Below are 20,954 nucleotides of genomic sequence, written 5' to 3'. Positions count from 1 at the left end.
AGCTACCAGCCTCTTTCAACTGACTAACAGACCAGGTGACTATCCGACACCCGCGTATCGGTCAGCCTTGCTTACGCTTATCGGCATCCAGCACGGCCACGGCAGTCATGTTGACGATGTCTTGCACCTGGTCACCGGTTTGCAGCACCTGGATCGGGGCGCCCAAACCCAGCAGGATCGGCCCGATGGTGTGGGCATTGCCCAAACGGTTAAGCAGCTTGTAGCTCACGTTGGCCGCCTCCAACGAAGGGAAGACCAGCACATTGGCATGCTTCACTTTGCTGAACGGGTAGCGCTGCTCCACGATCTCGGCCACCACGGCGGTATCCGCCTGCATCTCACCGTCGATCACCAGCTCGGGCGCCCGCGCCTGGGCCAGCTCCACCGCCTTGCGCACCTTAAAGGATTGCGGGTGCGGCGTGGCGCCAAAGTTCGAGAACGACAGCATCGCCACCTGCGGCTCGAGGCCGATCTGGCGGGCAAAATCCGCCGCCTGGATGGCAATATCGGCCAGATCTTCGGCGCTCGGGTCAATGTTCACCGTAGCATCCGTAAATAGATACACGCGCTGCTCCACGATCACGATGTACACGCCACAGGCTTTGGCCACTCCCGGCGCGGTGTGATGAATTTGCAGTGCCGGGCGAATCACTTCAGGGTACTCAAAGGTACGGCCCGAGATCATTGCATCGGCATCGCCCATCTTCACCATCATGGCGCCAAAGGCATTGCGATCGCGCAACATCTTCTCGGCACTGACGCGGGTAACGCCATTGCGCTGGCGCAGTTCGTAGTAGGCCTGATGATAGGCCTCCATCTTCTCGAAGTGACGCAGGTCGACAAGCTCCGGCGTGTAATCCAGGCCAAGATCGGCCAGCTGCTGCTCGATCACTTCGGGCCGGGCGATGAGGATGGGATGGGCAATGCCCTCCTCCTCCACCTGCGCCGCGGCCCGGATGATCTTGCTGTCCTCGCCCTCAGGGAAGACCACGCGGGCGCGCTGCTTAAGCTGCTTAGCCTTATTGATGAAGTATTGGCGCACTTGCTGGCCGCGGCCCTGGCGCAGCGCCAGCTCATCGCGGTAGGCGTCCAAATCCACCGGGTGCTGGGCTACGCCGGTTTGCATCGCCGCCTCGGCTACCGCCGGGGCCACCCACAGCAGCACACGCGGATCAAACGGCTTGGGGATTATGTAATCAGCGCCATACTTAAGGCTTTCGATGCCGTAAGCACGCAGCACGCTATCGGGCACGTCTTCACGCGCCAGCTCAGCCAGCGCACGCGCCGCGGCGATCTTCATTTCGTCGTTGATCGTGCGAGCGCGTACATCCAGCGCCCCGCGGAAAATGTAGGGGAAGCCGAGCACGTTATTGATCTGGTTCGGGTAATCAGAGCGCCCCGTGGCCACGATCGCATCCGGCCGGGCCTGCTTGGCGTCCTCATAGGTGATCTCAGGGTCTGGGTTGGCCATGGCGAAGATCAGCGGGTTCTTCGCCATCGTGGCCACCATCTCGGGCGTGAGCAAGCCGCCCACGGAGAGGCCGTAGAACACATCGGCGCCACTCACCGCATCCGCCAGGCTGCGCGCCGCGGTTTCCACGGCGAGCTCCTGCTTGTATTGGTTCATGCCCTCGCTGCGGCCCTTGTACACCACGCCCTTGCTATCCACCAGCAACACATTCTCCGGCTTGGCGCCGAGCTTGATCGCCATGCGCGCGCAGGTGAGCGCCGAAGCGCCCGCTCCGGAGACGACGAAGCGCGCCGTCTCGATCTTCTTGCCCACCAAGTCTAGGCCGTTGAGCAAGCCGGCGCTGGCGATGATGGCGGTACCGTGCTGGTCATCATGGAAGACGGGAATATCGAGCATCTCGATCAGGCGCCGCTCGACCTCGAAGCATTCGGGGGCCTTGATGTCCTCCAGGTTGATGCCGCCGAAAGTGGGCGCGATGCCCGCCACGATCTTGACTAGCTCATCGATATCGGTGGCGTTTACCTCGATATCGAAGACGTCAATATCGGCAAACTTCTTGAACAGCACGCCCTTGCCTTCCATGACTGGCTTGGAGGCCAGCGCGCCACGGTCACCCAGGCCCAGAATGGCGGTGCCGTTAGAGATCACCCCAACCAGGTTGCCCTTGGCGGTGTATTGGTACGCCAGGCTGGGATCTTTCTCGATCTCGAGCACCGGCTCGGCCACGCCGGGCGAATAGGCCAACGCCAGATCACGCTGGGTATCCAGCGGCTTGGTGGGCACCACGGCGATCTTGCCCGGCTTGTTGTTGAGATGGTGGTAATCCAGCGCATCCTGTCGTAAATCTGCCATGAAGCTATTTCTCCGTTTCGAAGTTCATAGGCCGGGAAAACAGCGACTGGCAGTGCCAGGGCGAATGCGCGTCTTCTGTGGTCTTGGCCCTTATGATACTACCAACCCCATTTAGAGGAATTCGACGCGGTTGCGCCCACGCTGCTTGGCCAGCAGCAAGGCATTATCGGCGCGTTGCAAAGTAGCCGACATATCCGCATCCTCAGGCAACAGCACCGTGCAGCCAATGCTCACGGTAACCACCACCGAATGCGCATCGATCGCAAACGGGTTGGCGCCCACTCCCTTCAACACGCGCCGCATGATCTGCAAAGCCTGCGTGCGGCTGGTCTCCGGCAGCAGGACGGCAAATTCTTCGCCGCCGTAGCGTGCCACCGTGTCGGAGGTGCGCAACGCGGCGCTGATCTTGCCGGCGCAGCCTTTGAGCACCTCGTCACCCCAGATGTGGCCGATGCTGTCATTGATCTGCTTGAAATGGTCCAGATCCAGCATCACGATGGCAAACGGCGTGCCTGCTCGGCGGCTGCGGTTGAATTCTTTCGTGGCCAGCTCAAAGAAGACGCGCCGGTTGTGCACGCCGGTGAGCGCATCGGTGGTCGCCTGGCGGCGCAGCAGGCGGTTGGCGCGGCGCAGCTCCCGCGTGCGCGCCGAAACCGTCTTCACCAGCACCTGATTGGCTTCATTCAATTGGCACTGCTGCGCCCGGTATTCGCGCATCAAGATCGAAAGCCCTACTGTGGTCACACTGATCGCCAGCAACGATTCTTGCAGCAACATGGCTTGATCGGCAGCCGACATATCGCCAAACAAGCTCTCCACTTGCACCAAACGCACCACATAAAGCAACGAAAGGCCGGCATTGGCCAGTAGCACCCAGCGCACTTCGAGGCGCGAGGCAAAGTACAGGGCGATCGGCAGCAGCAAGCCCGGGGTAATGAAGGGCAATTGCCAACGATCATCAATTAGGTTGAGGCTGCGCGCCAACAACACAGCCTGTAGCAGGAGCAATCCATAGTCGTACCACTGCAGTGGCGGGCGCGGCATGGCCTGCTTGCTACGCCCGGGCCAAAAGCCCATCAGCAGTGGTGCGAAAATGATCAATCCGGTGGCATCGCCCATCCACCAAATGCGCACAAACTCCAGGTAGGAGGTGGCGGTGGCATTGAATATGGAATACACATAGCCACCCACCAACGCGGCGCAGAAGGCGCCCAGCAGCGGCCCGGCCATCAGAAATTTGCCAAAGCTACTGAACGAACTCAGGAATTCACTCACTCCCCAACGGCGCAGCAACCAAAAAGCCACCACACACTCGAGCACGTTGGCGCTGGTGTAGGCCAGCGTCGCCTCCAACGGCACCACGGCCAGCGAGAGGCTCACCTCAACAAAATAGACGATCAGAATAAAAATGTAGGCTTTGCGCCCGCGGAACAACAGCAAGGGAACCAGCAGGGCGGCATTGGCTGCCCAGATCTGGGCAATGCCCTCTTCTAAAACGCCGAAATCAATCCCGATGCGAACCCCCAGGTAATACAGCAGCCCACAAAGAAAATAATCCAGCAGATTTGGCTCACGTTGCATTTTTCCTCCCAGCAAGAGCACGACAGATATGCAAGCCAACGATGGGCAGGAAGGCACATTATGCGCCTCAGCATTTCTGCACGCGCTCCCAAAAACTCCGCGCGCCGGGCGGCGAAACCAGCCGCTCGGCGCGCCCACCCCACCGGCGCGAAACTGGTACACTCCCTGAGGATTGTATAGACGAGAGACGATGAGCAAAGAAAAAGATAACGCCCTGCAAAACGCACTGGAGCAGATCACCAAACGTTGGGGTGAAGGCAGCATCATGCGCCTCGGTGAAACCGAGAGCATGGCGGTGGAATCCATCCCCACCGGCTCGCTCTCGCTCGACCTCGCCTTAGGCGTGGGCGGCGTGCCGCGTGGCCGCGTCTCCGAGATCTACGGCCCGGAATCCTCCGGCAAAACCACCATCTGCCAGCACATCGTGGCCGAGGTGCAGAAGCGCGGCGGCACCGCCGCCTACGTGGATATGGAGCACGCCCTCGACCCCAACTACGCCGCGCGCTGCGGAGTAGACGTGGAAAAGCTGCTGGTCTCGCAGCCGGATACCGGCGAGCAGGCCCTGGAGATTGCCGAGGCGCTGGTGCGCTCCGGCGCGGTGGACGTGGTCATCGTCGATTCGGTGGCCGCCCTGGTGCCGCGCTCCGAGATCGAGGGCGATATGGGCGATGCTACGATGGGCATGCAGGCGCGCCTGATGTCGCAGGCGCTGCGCAAGCTCTCCGGTGTCATTCGTCAGACGAATACGGCCGTGGTCTTCACCAACCAGTTGCGCCAGAAGATCGGCGTGATGTTCGGCAACCCCGAAACCACCACCGGCGGCATGGCGCTCAAGTTCTATGCCTCGGTGCGCATGGATGTACGCCGCATCCAATCCATCAAAGATGGGCAGGAGATCGTGGGCAGCCGCACGCGGGTGCGCGTGGTGAAAAACAAGGTTTCGGCCCCCTTCCGCACCGCCGAATTTGACATCATGTATAATGAAGGCATCTCCAAGGCTGGCGATCTGCTGGACTTGGCGAGCCAAATGGATATCATCACCAAGCGCGGTTCGCACTATCTCTATGGAGAAGAGCGCTTGGGGCAAGGCCGTGAGAATGCGAAAGCCTTCTTGCGGGAAAACACAAACCTGGCCAGCGAGATCGAAGGCAAAGTCCGGGCCCAGGCAGACCCCAACATGTTGTTGGGCGGCGCCGAACCCGAAGACGAAGAGTAGACCTCCCAGGCCGGGCCGGCACATGGCCGGGCTGGATTTTTGACCTGATTCTGGACGATGTTGCCGCACTGCCAAGCGTGGCGACGGGCTGATACCGAAACGCTACACATATGACCTCTTCTGCGCACCCCTATACAAAGGAACACGGGCTTCGGCTCGGTTTGCGCCGTTAGTTGGCCGCGTGGCGCGGCGCCCCTGGCGCTGCCGCCGCGCTGTAGCACTTCATCTTCAGTACTTTTGTGGCCCCCCACAAAGCCAGACCAAGCCAAAACAGCCAGGCATGGAGCGCATGGCTGTTTTTTGTTTTGGTTATGGCAACGATTACTGCACTCACCCAACAGAAGCGCAACCCCAACCGGGTCAATGTTTACCTGGATGGGGAATACGCCTTCCCGCTGGCCAAGATCGTGGCCGCCTGGCTTAAGCTCGGCCAGGAGCTCAGCCCAGAAAAGATTGCCGAACTGCAAGCCAAAGACGGGCATGAGACCGCCTTGCAGCGTGCGGCTAACTTCATTAGCTATCGCCCGCGCTCGATCGCCGAAGTAGAACGCAACCTCAAGAAGTTCGAAGTGCCCGCAGACATCATCGCCAGCGTGATCGAGCGCCTGCAGGCCAACGGCCTGCTGGATGATGCCGATTTCGCCCGCCGCTGGGTAGAGGACCGCGCCGCCTTCAAGCCACGCGGCGCGCGTGCCCTGCGTATGGAGCTACGCCTCAAGGGCATGCAGGATGCGCTGATCGACGAGGCCCTGCAGGATATTGATGAATACCAACTGGCCAGCCAGGCGGCTGAGCGCAAACTGCGCCAGCTCAGCGGGCTGGATTGGGACACCTTTCGCAACAAGCTTGGCGCGCACCTGGCCCGCCGCGGCTTCGGCTATGAGATTGCTGCCGATGTCTGCCGTGAGGCCTGGCAACGCACCCACTCACCAGAAACGAGGGAACACTAAAACACATGGACACGATTAGCATCCTCATCGCACTTGTGGCCGCCGCCGCCGGCTATGGGCTACGCCACCTGCAAGTGCAAAGCGCCAAACGGCGCAACCAGGAAGACGCAGAACGCATCCTCAACCAGGCGCGCGAGGAAGCCAAGAGCGTGGAGCTCAAGGCCAAGAACGAAGCGCTGGAACTGCGCCAGCAGGCCGAAGCCGATATTGAACGCAAGCGCAAAGACCTCAGCCGCGAAGATGACCGCCTGCGCAACCGTCGCTCTGAGCTGGACAATCGCACCGAAAAGCTGGAAGAGCGCGAGCAAGGCCTCAACAAGCGCCAAAGCAATCTTGACCGGCGCACCAACGAGATCGAACAGCAGCGCACCGAGATCGTCAAGCGCCTGGAGAGCGTCTCCTCGATGACGCGCGACGAAGCCCGCAAAGTGCTGATGGACGAGGTCGAGAAGGAATCACGCGGCGATATGGCGCGCATCATCCGCCAGATCGAAGCGGAAGCCAAGGAAGAGGGCGAGACGCGCGCCCGCAACCTGGTGGCGATGGCGGTACAGCGCGTGGCTTCCGATTACGTTTCGGAGAACACGACCTCGGTCGTCACCCTGCCCTCCGACGACATGAAGGGCCGCATCATCGGCCGCAACGGCCGTAACATCCGCTCCTTTGAGCAGGCCGCCGGCGTTGACGTCATCGTCGACGATACACCCGAAGCGGTCACCATTTCCAGCTTCGACCCGGTGCGCCGTGAAGTCGCCCGCCGCACGCTGCAGAAGTTGGTGCAAGACGGGCGTATTCACCCGGCCAGCATCGAGAAACTGCTCAAGAAGGAGCAGGACGAAGTAGACAAGGCCATGCAAGAAGCCGGCGAGAATGCTGTCTACGAAGCCGGTGTACCGCACCTGCACAAAGAAATCGTCAAGATGCTCGGACGCCTCAAGTACCGCACCTCATATGGCCAGAACCAACTCGCCCACGCCGTGGAAGCGGCCGGCCTGGCGGGCGTGATCGCTACTGAGCTGGGCGCAGATGTGGAGCTGGCCAAGATGGGCGGCCTGCTGCACGATCTGGGCAAAGCCATGGATCACAACGTGGAAGGCACGCACGCCGCCATCGGCGCCGAGTTTGCCAAACGCTACGGCGTCAACCCGCTGGTGGTCAACGCCATCGCCGCCCACCACCATGAGGTGGAGCAGGAGAGTGTGGAAGCGGTGATCGTGGAAGCCGCGGATGCCATCTCCGGCGCCCGCCCCGGCGCCCGCCGTGAGAGCCTGGAGCAGTACATCAAGCGCATCAAGGCGCTGGAAGACCTGGCCAACTCCTACAAGGGTGTGACGCAGAGCTACGCGCTGCAAGCCGGCCGCGAGGTGCGCATCATTGTGCGCCCCGAAGATGTAGACGACCTGGAAGCAGCACGCATGGCCCGCGATATCGCCAAGCAGATCGAAGACACCATGCAATACCCCGGCCAGATCAAGGTCACCGTACTGCGCGAGACGCGTGCCAGCGAATTTGCGAAGTAACGTAAACAGCCACAAGGCATAAAAGAGGCAGCTTGCGCCTTGCGCAAGCTGCCTCTTTTTTTAAACCACAGATACACGCAGATAAAACCGCACCCAGTCATTGCGAGCGTAGCAAAACAATCTACTTGCATCAATCCGCACCGCACCCACCGTCATTGCTTCCGTACAACCCTCATCATCCCGTGCTTCCGAGCGCAGCGAACCCAATCTACCCACACAACCCACCGCCCCATTCTGTCATTGCGAGCGTAGCGAAGCAATCTGCCTTGCATCAATCCGCACCGCACCCAGCGTCATTGCGAGGAGCACGCCAGCGCACAGCGTTGGCAGCGCACGAAGCAATCCCCAACATTGCCTCCGTACAACCCACATCATCCCGTGCATCCCGAGCGCAGCGAACCCAATCTACCCACACAACCGACTGCCCCCTTCTGTCATTGCGAGCGTAGCGAAGCAATCTGCCTTGCATCAATCCGCACCGCACCCAGCGTCAATGCCAGGAGCACGCCAGCGCTGTGCTCGCCGTCACCCCACGCTGTGCATCCCGAACGTAGTGAGGGATCCTTAATGCCCAAGACACCCATCGTCGCCCCGACGCCAGCTCAACCTGTCATCGCGAGGAGTATGCTGCTTTGCAGCAAACGGACGAAGCAATCTAGCTTCCGCGAGAAAAAGAGCGCAGGCATTCGGCTGCCTCTTTGCGTTACTTTTAGAAACTTATGAGTCGCGACTTCACGCTTTTTCCGAAAAATACTTCCAGATATTGTGATCAACATGAGTTGCGTCGAGCCCCATAAGCTTTGAGGCATCCTCTAGCAGGTACCCCTGGGGTTAGGTCAGGTTCCTGCTCACCCATCACTACCCACTGCTCACTGGTTTTACCCACTGCTCACTGGTTTTCTGTCCAACAGCTTGATTTTCCTTTCAGTTTGCTCTGCCCAGTGACAAACGTGGCATAACCTACTCCTGCAGCCGTGCAAGGGCTGTCAGGCTAGCCAGCCGCCAAAGCAAAGCTACAACAGCTACAACAACGACACAACCGACACAACCGACACAACTTACAACAGCTACAACACGCATTTTGGCCAGTACAGGCAGCCAGCTGCAGATGGCCGCCTGCTGAGCCCCACGGAGGCAATTAGCAAACGGACAGGCTACTTAAACCAAAACAGGCTGCGGGGCGGGCGCTGCTAACGCTCGCCACCGCAGCCTGTAGGGGCGCTCATGGCAGTATTGCTTGGCATCTAGCCAAAAATTCGGCCTAGGCCTGCTTGTGCATGGCAAACAAGGTGTAGTCAATATTGCCCGGCGAGTAGCCAAACTCAGTGAGCATTTGGGCCAACTCAGCGCGGTGCTGCATACTATGGAAGAAGAGCTGCTTGATGAGCAGAATACGTGTCCGGGTGATCTCGCCTTGCGGGGTGCTATAGGTCACAGCCTCGTTCAGCTCGGCTTCGCTCACCTGGGCCAGGTAGGCACGCATCTTCTCCTGCTCCACCTGCCAGCGCGCCTGCAGGCTGGCCACATCGGAGAAATCCGTCTCGGGCAGGCCGCTATGCGGCTGGCCCACGCAGCGCGCATAGTAGCCGCTCTCGGCCGAGAGCGTGTGGGCCAGCGTGGCACGCACACTCTTGATCGGGAAACGCGTCTCCTGCACAAACTGCTCCGGCGTAAGTTTGGCCGCCTGCTCCAGGATCAGCTCACGCCCCCAGCAGGTAAAGTCGTACATATCCAGTAAAAGCTCGTTCAGCATGCTTGCTCCTTGAAAGGCTGCTCGGTGAGAAATAGTTGACACGTAATATCCAGAGAGTCAAAGTTGCACGGTCAGTTTCTGATTACTCGTAACTGATTACTGATCATTGATCACTGATCACTGCCTTCGTTAGTCTTGCAGAAATGGGTTGTACTCGCGCTCCTGCCCCACCGTAGTCTCCGGGCCGTGGCCGGGCAGCAAGCGCACCGCATCCGGCAGCGGCAACACCTCGCGGGCAATGCTATCTAGCAAGGTCTGGTGGTCGGCGCCAGGCAGATCAGTGCGGCCAATGCTCATCTGGAAGATCACATCGCCACAAAACATCAATTGCTCGGCGGCGCAATAGAACATCACACTGCCGCGCGAATGGCCCGGTGCAAAGCGCACTTCCAGCGCAGTCTTGCCGATGTATAGGGTTTGCCCGCCGGCCAGATCGATCGTAGGCTCCGGGCCAGGGTCAAAGCTCAGTCCGTAGTTGCGCGCCCCGCCACCGGCGCGCCACAACACATAATCAGCGGGGTGTAGCGCCACCTGCGGCGGCGTGGGCGTGCCGTCGGCCAGGGCCGCCGCCCCGCCGAAGTGATCGAAGTGGGCATGCGTCAGCCAGATCGCCGCGGTGCGCCAGCCGCGTTGCTGCAACTGCTCCAGGATCAGGTGTCCATCCCAGGCCGGGTCGATCACCACCGCATCTTGACTGCCCTGCTCAGCCACGATGTAGCAGTTGGTCTGGGCAGGTCCCAATGTCATCTTTACGATTTCAAGTGCCAAATGCCATCACTCCTTCAGGAGTTTGCGCAGCAAACTCCAACGCGAACGGCACCAGCCGTTCGCAAGTCATCTTTACAATTTCAAGTGCCAAATACCATCACTCCCTCAGGAGTTTGCGCAGCAAACTCCAACGCGAACGGCGTCAGCCGTTCGCAAGTCATCTTTACAATTTCAAGCGTCATATCAAGCGGGATTATACTTTGCACACACATGGCGCCTTTTCGTGCGCCGCCCCACTACCCAGGAGATGCAATGCCCAAGTACCTGCCCGAGCCGTTCCGCATTAAGGTGACCGAGCCTATTCGACTGATCAGCCGTGCCGAGCGCGAACAGGCGCTCAAGGCCGCCGGCTATAACGTCTTCGGCCTGCGGGCGGAAGACGTCTACATCGACTTTATGACGGATTCGGGCACCGGCGCAATGAGCCAGGCGCAATGGTCGGCGATCATGTCCGGCGATGAATCCTACGCCGGGGCACGCTCCTACTATCGCCTCAAAGAAGTGATGGAAGAGATCTTTGGCTTCAAGCACTTTGTCCCTACCCATCAAGGGCGCGCCGCCGAAAACATTCTGGCCGCCACGCTGCTGAAGCCGGGGCAGTTTGTGCCCTCGAACATGCACTTCGACACCACGGAGGGCAACATCCTCGCCCGCGGCGGTGTGCCCGCCAATTTGGTCAAGCAGGTGGCTTACGAGCCGCAGACCGTGGTGGATTTCAAGGGCGATATGGATGTGGACGCACTGAAAGCCTGGATCGAAGCCAAGGGCCCCGCCAACATCCCCTTCGGCATGATGACCATCACCAACAACGCCGGCGGCGGCCAACCGGTTTCGCTGGCCAACATCCGCGCAGTATCCGAGCTATATCACAGCTACAACATTCCCTTCTTCATTGATGCCTGCCGCTACGCAGAGAACGCGTATTTCATTAAGCTGCGTGAGCCAGGCTACGCCGATAAGACCCCCTTGCAAATCGCTCAGGAGATCTTTGCCCTGGCGGATGGCGCCACGATGAGCTCCAAGAAAGACGGCATGGTGAACATCGGTGGCTTCCTGGCGATGAACGACGACAAGCTGTTCGAGCGTGTGCGCGCCGAGCTGATCCTGCGTGAGGGCTTCCCCACCTATGGTGGCCTGGCCGGCCGCGATCTGGATGCGCTCGCCGTGGGCCTGCGCGAGGGCCTGCAGGAAGATTACCTGGCCTACCGCTTGGCGCAAACCGCCTACGCCGCCGATCGCATTCGCCAGGCCGGCGTACCAATGATCGAGCCGACCGGGGCGCACGCCATCTATCTGGATGCGGCCACGCTGCTGCCACACCTCAGCCGTGAGCAATTGCCCGGCCAGGCGCTTTCGGTGGCGCTGTATCTGTATGGCGCTATCCGCGCCGTTGAAATTGGCACAGTGGCCTTTGGCCAACTGGTGGACGGCCAATGGAGCTTCCCCGCGCTGGAGTTGGTGCGTCTGGCCATCCCGCGCCGCAGCTATACGCAGAGCCATTTTGACTACGTGGCCGAAGTGATGGCCGAGATCAAGGCGGATGCGAGCAAGATCAAAGGCCTGCGCATGACCTATGCCCCGGAGCTGTTGCGCCACTTCACGGCTCAATTTGAGATCGCCTAACAACGGGTTCTGTCGCTTAGTCGTTTGGTCAAACCGTTAGACCAGCCGACTAAGCAACTAAGTAGATACGATGAACACAGACTATCTTTCAACTCTATCCGCCTGGCGCGACGAAATGAGCGCTGGCTTGCGCAAACCCTATAGTTGGCTGGCGCTGGCGGGTTTGTTCTGGCTGGCGGAAGGCGAAAACAGCCTGGGCAGTGCGGCTGGCTGCGCCGTGCAACTGCCGGCGCGTGCCCCCGCCGCACTCGGCAGCCTATGGCTGGCCGGCAGCCAGGTCACCCTGCGCCCGGCGCCCGGTGCGCAGTTGCGCATTAGCGCTGCCCCCGTGGATGGCGAAACCCGGCTCTATGATGATCATGCCGAGCAACCCAGCCTGCTCTTTTGGGAAGACGTGCGTATGGTGGTGCTCAAGCGCGGTGCGCGCTATGCCGTGCGCCTGTGGGACCCCCAGCGCCCGGAGCGCAGCCAGGCGCCAGACCGCACCTGGCACCCAGCAGACCCGGCCGCACGCGTGCAAGCACGCATTGAGCGCCACACGCCGCCACGAGTGGTACCCAGCGTAGATATCGTCGGCACGCCACGCGAGCTGAAGATTGCCGCAACCTTGCACTTTGAGTACGCGGGCGTGGCCTGCGCACCGGATGCCGAGTTGCTGGCGGATGGGCGCTACTCACTGATGCTCAAAGATGCGCCCGGCAGCGGCAACTATGGCGGCGGCCGCTTTGTGGAAAGCGAGCTACCGGCGGGCGATACCGTGGTGCTCGATCTCAACCGGCTGTATAACCCACCCTGCGCGTTCACACCGTATGCCACCTGCCCGGTGCCCACGCCCAACAGCGTGCTACCGGTGGCGATTCTAGCGGGCGAGCGCTACCCGGCTGATGGCTGATCTGGCAACCGCGATCCAGGTGGCGCTGACGTCACACGCCGGCCAGCAAGACAAGGCTGGCCAGCCCTACATCCTGCACCCACTGCGGCTCATGCTACGCATGAGCACGCCCGAAGACATGATCGTGGCCGTGCTGCACGATGTAGTGGAAGACTCACAAATTACGCGGGCCGACCTGGAGCGCATGGGCTTCGCCGAGCCGATCCTCGATGCGCTGGATGTGCTTACTCACCGTGAAGAGCAAAGCTACGAAGACTACATTGCGGCGATCAAGCAAGTGCCACTGGCCCGCCGTGTCAAGCTGGCCGACCTCGAAGATAACAGCAATATCCTACGTCTTAGTGAAGTAACGCAAGCATCCTTGGAGAGGCTGCAAAAATACCATACCGCCTGGCAAACGCTAAAAGAAGAATAAATAAGGCCGCTCGATGAGCGGCTTTTTTTTCGTACGGTCTGCCCACTCGCTGGCTATGAGCGGACACTACATCGCCCTACCCTGGCCATAGCTTTAGCCCGTAGCGCAGGCCGTGAGCCAGCGGCACTTCACAACCCGCCAAAGACAAGTACAGCCCTGGTTCCGCTTCACATATAGCCCCGGCTGCAAGCTTGCCAAGATGAGTGTCTCAACCCCTTGACATTTCAATTTTTATATTTTACCATTTGGTTAATTAGCAAACCATGCACAGCAAAGCCGATACCCTCAGCCTGACCTTTGGCGCCCTGTCTGACCCCACCCGCCGTGCCATGCTGTCGCGCCTGGCGCAAGGGCCAGCTACCGTGAAGGAGCTGGCGGCGCCCTTTAGCATCAGCCTGCCGGCAATCACCAAGCACCTCAAAGTGCTGGAGCGGGCCGGGCTGATAGAACGCGGGCGTGAGGCACAGTGGCGCCCGGCGCAATTGCAGGCTGCGCCGCTCAAGGATGCGGATCAATGGCTAAGCAACTACCGCCAACATTGGGAAGAGAATTTTGACCGCCTGGGCGATTACCTAGCGCAAATACAAAAAGGAGATGTACGATGACTGAAGAGAGCAAAGACCGAGAGATCGTTACCTCGCGCGAGTTTGACGCGCCGCGCGAGCTGCTGTTTGATGCGTTCACCGACCGCACCCACGTCGAGGGCTGGTGGCTGCCCAAAGGCGGCACCACCTTGGATTGGGATAGCCAACCCGGCGGGGTATGGCGCTACCAGGCACCGACCTATGGCGACAACCAGATGATCTTCCGCATCACTTTTGTGGAGCTAGACAAGCCTAACAAATTGGTCTATGACTACAGCCCAGACGTGGCCAACGAAGAAAACACTGTGCGCACCCACGTATTCTTTGAAGAAGCCGGTGCCAAAACCAAAGTCACGCTGCAACTGGTCTTCCCCAGCAAACAAGCCCATGCGCAGGCGGTGAAGTACGGTGCCATCGTGGGCGCGATGCAGGCGCTGGAAGGCCTGGCTGACTACCTGGAAAATATCGCATGAGCGCACAAAAGAAAGCAACCCGCGCAAAAACGGATACAGGCTTCAGCGCCGCAGAAAAAGCGGCAATGAAGGAACGCGCCCGCGAGCTTAAGGCGCTGGAGCGCATTGGCAAAGACCGCGCCAAAGGCGAAGAAGCGCTGCTGGAGGTGGTGAACAAGCTGCCGGGCGCAGAAGGCAAGATGTGTGCGCGCCTGCACGCCCTGATCAGCAGTGCCGCTCCGGCGCTGCTGCCACGCACCTCGTACGGCATGCCCGCCTACGCCAACGAAGACGGCAAAGTAGTGCTCTTCTTCCAGCCGGCCAGCAAGTTTGAAGCGCGATACACCACGCTAGGCTTCAACGATTCGGCCAAGCTGGACGATGGCAACATGTGGCCAGCCTCACTTGCAGTGGTAAAGCTCACCACAAGTGAAAAAGCCAAGATCACTAAGCTGGTCAAGAAAGCCGTAGGCTAAGGTGCCTGCTACGCAAGCGGCCAGCAAAGAGATTGATGCCATCATCAAGGCGGCTGAGCCCTGGAAAGGCCAAAAGATGGCCGAGCTACGTGAGCTGATCCTGGCGGCAGGCAGCACGATCAGCGAAGACGTGAAATGGAAGAAGCCCTCGAAACCTGAGGGCGTGGCGGTATGGGTAGAAAATGGCAACCTATGCCATATCGACCTGCTCAAGAGCGCGGTGCGGCTAAACTTCCATAAGGGGGCACAGATCAAGGATCCCAAAAAGCTGTTCAATACGCGGCTGGATAGCAGCACCGTGCGGGCGATTGACTTTGGGCCACAAGACATAATTGACAAAGCGGGGATCAAGGCGCTGGTTCAAGCCGCAGTGAAACTGAACAAAGCATAGCCAGCAAGGCGCCGAAGGAGGCCGCAGGAATCTGTGACCTCCTTCGGATGCCAGTTTGCGGTAGACTCACTGCCCCATTCGCCCAAACAACAGGACAGGTAGCCCATGGCTGAGGCAAAGCAAGAATTCATTGAAATCCGCGGCGCACGCGAGAACAACCTGAAGAATGTAAGCCTGCGTATCCCTAAGCGCAAAGTGACGATCTTCACCGGCGTATCCGGCTCGGGCAAATCTTCGATTGTGTTCGACACCATCGCCACCGAGGCGCAGCGCCAGTTGTACGAAACCTTCAGCCTGTACGTGCGCAACTTCCTGCCGCACTACACCCAGCCAGATGCCGATGGCATCGAGAACCTGGGGATGGCGGTGGTGGTGGATCAAAAGCGCCTGGGCGGCGGCTCGCACTCCACCATGGGCACGATCACCGACACCTACACTGTGCTGCGCATGCTGTTCTCGCGCATCGGGCAACCGTTCGTAGGCCACCCGAACGTATTCTCATTCAATGAGCCGTTTGGCATGTGCCCGGAATGCAACGGCTTCGGGCGCAAGCTGCAGGCGGATACCAGCAAGATCCTGGATATGAGCCGCTCGCTCAACGAAGGTGCGATTTTGGTGCCGGGCTTTAGCAGCTGGGCGGGCCTGTATCAGGCCAGCGGCTTCTTTGATAACGACAAGCCGCTCTCCAAGTACAACAAGGATGAGCTGGAGCTGCTGCTGCATGGCAAAGACCGCAAAGTGAAGCTAACTGGCTTTGGCGACAAGGGCTTCAACGCCACCTACGAAGGCATCATCCGCAAGTTCGAAAATTCCTACATCAAGCGTGACCTCAAGGCATTGTCTGAGCGCACGCAGAAGCAAATTGCGCCCTATTTAGTAGAAGGCCCCTGCCCCTCATGCAAGGGGGCGCGCCTCAATAAGTCTGTGCTGATGTGCAAGATTGACGGCTACAACATTGCCGAGCTCTCGGCGATGGAAGTGAGCGCACTGCTGCCGATCATCAAAGCCATCAAGAGCCCCGAAGCCAAACCTATGCTGGACGATCTGGCGGCGCGGCTGCAATACCTGATCGATATTGGATTGGATTATTTGACGCTCAGCCGCGAGACGGACACGCTCTCCGGCGGCGAATCACAGCGCGTCAAGCTGGTGAAGCAACTGAGCAGCAGCCTGATCGACATGCTGTACATCTTCGATGAGCCCAGCGTGGGCCTGCACCCGCGTGATGTGCACCGCCTGAACGAGATGCTGCAAAAGATTCGTGACAAGGGCAACACGGTGCTGGTGGTGGAACACGACCCGCAGGTGATTGAGATTGCCGACCACATTGTGGATGTAGGCCCGCGGGCCGGCAGCCAGGGCGGCCAAATTGTGTACGAGGGCAGCTACGCCGGCCTGCTGAAAGCGAACACGCTCACCGGCACGCACATGAAGACGGCTATGCCGCTCAAGAAGGAGTTCCGCCCTGCCAAGGGTCAGCTCAAGCTGAGCAAGGTGAGCATCAACAACCTCAAGAACGTCAGCGTTAGTATCCCGCAGGGCGTGCTGACGGTGGTCACCGGTGTGGCTGGCTCTGGCAAGAGCTCGCTGATCAATCAAGCCTTCGTGGCCCAGTATCCCGAAGCCATCGTGGTGGACCAATCGGCGGTGGGCGCCAACTCGCGCTCCAACCCGGCCACCTACACGGGGATGATGGACGACATCCGCAAGGCCTTCGCCAAGATCAACAAAGTTAACGCCGGCTTGTTCAGCTACAACTCCAAAGGCGCCTGTGAGAACTGCCAGGGGTTAGGCGTTGTATATACCGAGCTGTCCTTCTTTGATACGGTGAAGTCACCCTGTGAGGTGTGTGGCGGCAAGCGTTTCAAAGACGAAGTGCTCGGCTACCTACTGAACGGCAAGTCGATTGCCGATGTGCTGGACATGACCGTGCTGGAAGCGCTCGAGCACTTTGAGCAGCCCGAGATCAAGCGCAAACTGCAAGCGATGGCCGATGTTGGCCTGACCTACCTGAAGCTGGGCCAGCCGCTCAACACCCTCTCCGGCGGCGAGTGCCAGCGCATCAAGCTAGCCAGCGAGCTGCACAAAGAAGGCAGCATTTACGTGCTAGATGAGCCGACCACGGGTTTGCATATGTCTGACACCGACCACCTGATGGGCATCATCAACCGCCTGGTGGATGGCGGCAACACGGTGGTGGTGATCGAGCACAACATGGATGTGGTGCGCAATGCGGACTGGGTGATCGATATGGGGCCGGAGGGTGGCAGCCGCGGCGGCCAGGTGGTGTTTGAGGGCACGCCAGCCGAGCTTAAGAAGGCGAAGGGCTCGATTACGAGCAAGTATATTTAGGCGACGTAGTGAGTAGTGAACCGTGAGCAGGACGGCTTCTGCTTACGATTGATCACTACGATTAAGACGAACTTGTGCAGTCTTCATAAAAAGGGGCGTGCGCAGCGAAGCTGTGCACGCCCTTTTATACAACCCAGAGCTTAACTTGGTGGTAAGCCTAAACTTTGTGTCATTCCGAGCGCAGCGAGGAATCCGTGTTGCGCTCGTTCATCTGCCACCTGATATGCATTAAGAATCAATAACCGCACTTATGCCAGATGCCGACTATATAGACCAAACCCATAACGGATCCCTCCTCGGCCTACGGCCTCGTTCGGGATGACAAAATTGCCCTACTCGCCTTGTTTGCTCTGCTCCCACAGCGCGTTCATCTCATCCAGCGTGAGCTCGCTCAGCGGGCGATTTTGCGCGCGTGCCTCCGCTTCCACTAACGCGAAGCGTTTGCGGAAGCGCGCGTTGGCCGCACGCAGGGCCGCCTCAGCGTCAATCTTGAGCCAGCGGGATAAGTTGACCAAGGCGAACAAGATGTCGCCAAACTCAGCTTCCTGCTCGGGGGTACCGGCGGCCTCGGCGCGAAACTCCGCGATCTCCTCCGCAACATCCCCAAGTACGCCCTCGATATTGGGCCACTCAAAGCCCACCCGGGCGGCGCGGCTGGTGTAGGCTTCGGCCTGGCTGAGCGCCGGCAGCGCCGCCGAGACGCCATCCAGCAGGCCTTTCTCAGTGCCCTGCTGCTTGCGCTCGGCGGCTTTCAGGTTCTCCCAGTTGGCAATAACCGCATCAGCAGTCTCCAGCTCCACTTCGCCGAAGACATGTGGGTGGCGGGCGATGAGCTTGGTGATGATGCCGTGCAGTACATCCGCCATGCGAAACTCGCCGGCCTCGTTGGCGATCTGGGCGTGCAGAGCCACCTGCACCATCAGATCGCCAAACTCTTCCTGCATGCCCGCGGTGTCGGCGGCATCCAGCGCGGCCACCACCTCGTAGGTCTCTTCGATCAGGTTGCGGCGCAGGCTTTGGTGGGTTTGCTCGCGATCCCAGGGGCAGCCATCCGGCGCCCGCAGGTGGGCGATGAGCTCCTGAAACTCCTCTAGGGAGGTATTGGCGCCAAGCGGCGGGACGTAGAGGCTGGATGGATAGTCGCTGGGTTGGCTAGTGGCCAGGTCGGCCAGTACGGTAGCCTTGTCATTTACTTGAATGGCATGCGTAGATGGATATACGAGCAATAGCAGTGCAAGGACCTTGGCAAGCTGCTCAGGGGATTGGATGCCATGAATCAGCGCGGGCATGTGCGGCGGAAAGGTTGGATGGTAGTGCGCCATCATGCTGGGCGCATGCACTACGGTGAGCGTATCGGTAGTGGGTATCTGGTTGAGCAAGGGTGCGATGTCAGTCATGGACACGATGATACACCGTGTAGGTGCAAGCACTGTCACAAATGTATTCCGACTGGTTCTACTGCCAATTGATTAATCGACCAATCGATTAATCAATTGGCCAAACTGGGGCTTAACTCTAGCTGCATCCAATAACAAAAAAACCGCAGCTTTCGCTGCGGTTTTGATTTGTACTAGGCCACGAGGCTTTAGCGCTTCGTGTAGGTAGGCGCCTTGCGGGCACGCTTGAGACCGGGTTTCTTACGTTCCTTGGCACGTGCATCGCGGCGCAGGTGCTGGTTCTTGGCCATGGCCGGATGGTAATCCGGGTTCATTTTGACCAAAGCACGCGCCAAGCCCATGCGCACCGCGCCGGCTTGGCCGGTGCGGCCACCGCCGTTGACAACCACGCTGACATCCACCGTGCCGTTGGCGCTAGCATCCTGCAGCACCGTCTGAATCAGGGCGGCATCACCGATGCGCGGGAAGTATTCCTCGAGCGGCTTGCCATTCACCATAAAGGCACCGGCGCCACTCATCACGCGCACACGCGCGCTGCTGGTCTTGCGGCGGCCAACGCCTTCGTAAAATTGTTCTGCCATCGTAACTCTCCTGCCTTATTTCACAGCCAGCGGCTGGGGTTTCTGGGCGGTGTGCGGGTGCTGATCGCCAGCGTAGATCTTCAGCTTGCGAAGCAACTGGCGGCCCAGTTTGTTGTGCGGCAACATGCCCCACACCGCTTCCTGGATCACACGATCCGGGTGGGTCTCCAGCATGCGGCGCAGGGTGGTTTCTTTCAAACCGCTCTGGTAACCGCTATAGCGGTAATAGATCTTGTCAGTCATTTTGGTGCCGGTAACCGAGACCTTGCCACAGTTGGTCACAATCACCGCGTCACCCAGGTCAACGCCGGGGGTGTATTCCGGGCGGTGTTTGCCCAGAAGAATGGTGGCGATGCGCGAAGCCAAACGGCCCAAGTTCTGACCGGTGGCATCCACAATATACCATTCGCCTTCAACGTCACCCGGTTTGGGGTAATAGCTTTTTTGTTGCATCCTAATCCTCAGTTCCTCATTTCATCTTCTAGCAAGATGATCGCTGCCTTACTCTACTCGCCGGCGGCATGTGTTCCGCCTGCGCTCGTATTCTACTTTTACCAGCGTCAGCCCGTGGGCCGGCGCCACTTCGCGCACACGCTGCGGGCTACGCAGGGTGTGCGGCACTACGTCTGGCTCCACCTGCCCCTGCCCCACTTTGATCTGCAACCCTACCATGCGGCGCACCATATGGTAGAGAAAGGCATTGGCGCTGACCTCAAAAACAAACTCGTCACCCACCGCCTGCCAGCGGGCCTGATGCACGCGGCGTACGGTGTGGCCGCCCTTCTGCGGGGCGCTGCCAAAGGCAGCGAAATCATGCTCGCCACGCAAATGGCGGGCGGCGGATTGCAGGCGGCGCAGTTGCGGCACCGGCCACACCCGCCAGGCAAAGGGCTCGCGCAGCGGGTCACGCTGGGGCTGGCAGTAGATGCGGTAGCGGTAGCTGCGCCGCCGGGCATCGTAGCGAGGATGAAAATCATCCGCTACGCGGCTGGCGGAGTGCACGGCTACATCGGCGGGCAACTGCGCATTCAACGCCTTGAGCAAGCTCTCGCTGGAGTGTTGCCACTCCAGGTCAAAGGCGGCTACCTGCCCGCTGGCATGTACGCCCGCATCCGTGCGGCCGGCGAACAGCACCGCCCGCCCGGGCCAGCCCAGCGCGCGCAGCGCGTCTTCCAAGACGGCTTGTACGCTGCGCTGGCGAGCCTGGCGCTGCATGCCGTGGAAGCTGCCGCCGTGATAAGCCAGAATAATTTTGTAACGTGCCATATCCACCAATGCAGGCCGGTGGATGTACCAAACCTAGTCGACCAGCTCCAAGAGAACCATCGGAGCACGGTCACCCTCACGCTGGCCCAGCTTGGTCAGGCGGGTATAGCCGCCCTTGCGGGTGGCGAAGCGCGGCGCAATGTCATCAAACAGCTTCTTGACGATCTTGGCGTCGCTGAGGCGCGCCGCCGCCAAACGGCGGGCGTGCACCTTGGCGGCGGGCAGCTCGGCAGCATTGCCCTTCTTGGCCAGGGTGATCAGGCGCTCGGCCTGGCCACGGATGGCCTCGGCCTTGGCGCGCGTGGTGGTGATGCGCTCGTGCTCAAACAGTTGCTTGACCAGGATGCGGCGCAGGGCCGTGCGGGCCCCGACGTGGCGGCTGAGTTTTTTGCCGGCTACTTTGTGACGCATGCT

20 protein-coding genes are annotated in these 20,954 nt (G+C 59.9%); 11 read left to right on the top strand and 9 right to left on the bottom strand.

Features of this window, described 5'->3' with window-relative positions:
* Positions 1-61: 61 nt before the first annotated feature.
* Together KF821_00240 and KF821_00235 are read right to left on the bottom strand one after the other, a co-directional pair.
* The gene (locus tag KF821_00240) at positions 62-2,323 is read right to left on the bottom strand and encodes an NADP-dependent malic enzyme (protein ID MBX3004240.1); all 2,262 of its coding nucleotides are present in this window, start codon (positions 2,321-2,323) and stop codon (positions 62-64) included.
* 111 nt (positions 2,324-2,434) lie between these two features.
* Positions 2,435-3,904, bottom strand: a complete 1,470-nt coding sequence (locus tag KF821_00235; GenBank protein MBX3004239.1) for a sensor domain-containing diguanylate cyclase — start codon at positions 3,902-3,904, stop codon at positions 2,435-2,437.
* 190 nt (positions 3,905-4,094) lie between these two features.
* Between KF821_00235 and recA the strand changes: the two genes are divergently transcribed.
* From recA to rny, 3 genes are all read left to right on the top strand, one after another.
* Entirely contained in the window at positions 4,095-5,120 is a 1,026-nt protein-coding gene (gene recA, locus KF821_00230; GenBank protein MBX3004238.1) for a recombinase RecA, read from the top strand.
* Positions 5,121-5,431: 311 nt separating this feature from the next.
* The gene (locus KF821_00225) at positions 5,432-6,070 is read left to right on the top strand and encodes a RecX family transcriptional regulator (protein MBX3004237.1); all 639 of its coding nucleotides are present in this window, start codon (positions 5,432-5,434) and stop codon (positions 6,068-6,070) included.
* Positions 6,071-6,075: 5 nt separating this feature from the next.
* Complete coding sequence (gene rny / locus KF821_00220; protein ID MBX3004236.1) at positions 6,076-7,590, top strand: ribonuclease Y; 1,515 nt, start codon at positions 6,076-6,078, stop codon at positions 7,588-7,590.
* A gap of 1,261 nt (positions 7,591-8,851) precedes the next feature.
* Here rny and KF821_00215 read toward each other — a convergent pair.
* Both KF821_00215 and KF821_00210 read right to left on the bottom strand, forming a co-directional pair.
* Positions 8,852-9,343, bottom strand: a complete 492-nt coding sequence (locus KF821_00215) for a DinB family protein (protein MBX3004235.1) — start codon at positions 9,341-9,343, stop codon at positions 8,852-8,854.
* Between the two features lie 129 nt (positions 9,344-9,472).
* Positions 9,473-10,090: an MBL fold metallo-hydrolase gene (locus KF821_00210; protein ID MBX3004234.1), complete on the bottom strand. Its 618-nt coding sequence runs from the start codon at positions 10,088-10,090 to the stop codon at positions 9,473-9,475.
* 273 nt (positions 10,091-10,363) lie between these two features.
* Between KF821_00210 and KF821_00205 the strand changes: the two genes are divergently transcribed.
* From KF821_00205 to KF821_00170, 8 genes are all read left to right on the top strand, one after another.
* The gene (locus KF821_00205) at positions 10,364-11,734 is read left to right on the top strand and encodes a tryptophanase (GenBank protein ID MBX3004233.1); all 1,371 of its coding nucleotides are present in this window, start codon (positions 10,364-10,366) and stop codon (positions 11,732-11,734) included.
* A gap of 70 nt (positions 11,735-11,804) precedes the next feature.
* The gene (locus tag KF821_00200) at positions 11,805-12,626 is read left to right on the top strand and encodes a DUF1684 domain-containing protein (protein MBX3004232.1); all 822 of its coding nucleotides are present in this window, start codon (positions 11,805-11,807) and stop codon (positions 12,624-12,626) included.
* Positions 12,619-13,041, top strand: coding sequence for a phosphohydrolase (locus tag KF821_00195; protein MBX3004231.1), 423 nt, complete (start codon positions 12,619-12,621; stop codon positions 13,039-13,041). The genes KF821_00200 and KF821_00195 overlap by 8 nt, the downstream gene beginning before the upstream one ends.
* A 263-nt stretch (positions 13,042-13,304) precedes the next feature.
* Positions 13,305-13,646, top strand: coding sequence for a winged helix-turn-helix transcriptional regulator (locus KF821_00190; GenBank protein MBX3004230.1), 342 nt, complete (start codon positions 13,305-13,307; stop codon positions 13,644-13,646).
* On the top strand, positions 13,643-14,098 hold the full coding sequence (locus KF821_00185) for an SRPBCC domain-containing protein (protein ID MBX3004229.1): 456 nt from the start codon (positions 13,643-13,645) through the stop codon (positions 14,096-14,098). The genes KF821_00190 and KF821_00185 overlap by 4 nt, the downstream gene beginning before the upstream one ends.
* On the top strand, positions 14,095-14,553 hold the full coding sequence (locus KF821_00180; GenBank protein ID MBX3004228.1) for a DUF1801 domain-containing protein: 459 nt from the start codon (positions 14,095-14,097) through the stop codon (positions 14,551-14,553). Before KF821_00185 ends, KF821_00180 begins: the two co-directional genes overlap by 4 nt.
* A 1-nt stretch (position 14,554) precedes the next feature.
* The gene (locus tag KF821_00175; GenBank protein ID MBX3004227.1) at positions 14,555-14,944 is read left to right on the top strand and encodes a DUF1801 domain-containing protein; all 390 of its coding nucleotides are present in this window, start codon (positions 14,555-14,557) and stop codon (positions 14,942-14,944) included.
* 105 nt (positions 14,945-15,049) lie between these two features.
* Entirely contained in the window at positions 15,050-17,296 is a 2,247-nt protein-coding gene (locus KF821_00170; protein MBX3004226.1) for an excinuclease ABC subunit UvrA, read from the top strand.
* Positions 17,297-17,628: 332 nt separating this feature from the next.
* Here KF821_00170 and mazG read toward each other — a convergent pair whose 3' ends face one another.
* The 5 genes from mazG to rplQ form a co-directional block, all read right to left on the bottom strand.
* Positions 17,629-18,693 (bottom strand): nucleoside triphosphate pyrophosphohydrolase, encoded by a 1,065-nt coding sequence (mazG, locus tag KF821_00165; GenBank protein MBX3004225.1) that lies wholly within the window; start codon positions 18,691-18,693, stop codon positions 17,629-17,631.
* A gap of 188 nt (positions 18,694-18,881) precedes the next feature.
* Positions 18,882-19,274, bottom strand: a complete 393-nt coding sequence (gene rpsI / locus KF821_00160) for a 30S ribosomal protein S9 (GenBank protein MBX3004224.1) — start codon at positions 19,272-19,274, stop codon at positions 18,882-18,884.
* 15 nt (positions 19,275-19,289) lie between these two features.
* Positions 19,290-19,727, bottom strand: coding sequence for a 50S ribosomal protein L13 (rplM, locus tag KF821_00155; protein ID MBX3004223.1), 438 nt, complete (start codon positions 19,725-19,727; stop codon positions 19,290-19,292).
* Between the two features lie 48 nt (positions 19,728-19,775).
* A complete protein-coding gene (truA, locus tag KF821_00150; GenBank protein ID MBX3004222.1) occupies positions 19,776-20,540 on the bottom strand; it encodes a tRNA pseudouridine(38-40) synthase TruA in 765 nt (254 codons plus the stop codon).
* A gap of 33 nt (positions 20,541-20,573) precedes the next feature.
* Positions 20,574-20,951: a 50S ribosomal protein L17 gene (gene rplQ, locus KF821_00145; GenBank protein MBX3004221.1), complete on the bottom strand. Its 378-nt coding sequence runs from the start codon at positions 20,949-20,951 to the stop codon at positions 20,574-20,576.
* Positions 20,952-20,954 lie beyond the last annotated feature (3 nt).

It is taken from the genome of Anaerolineales bacterium (assembly GCA_019637755.1).
GTDB lineage: Bacteria > Chloroflexota > Anaerolineae > Anaerolineales > UBA11579 > JAMCZK01.
Note: the sequence above shows the minus strand (reverse complement) of the source record. Positions and strands in the feature narration are given on the sequence as shown.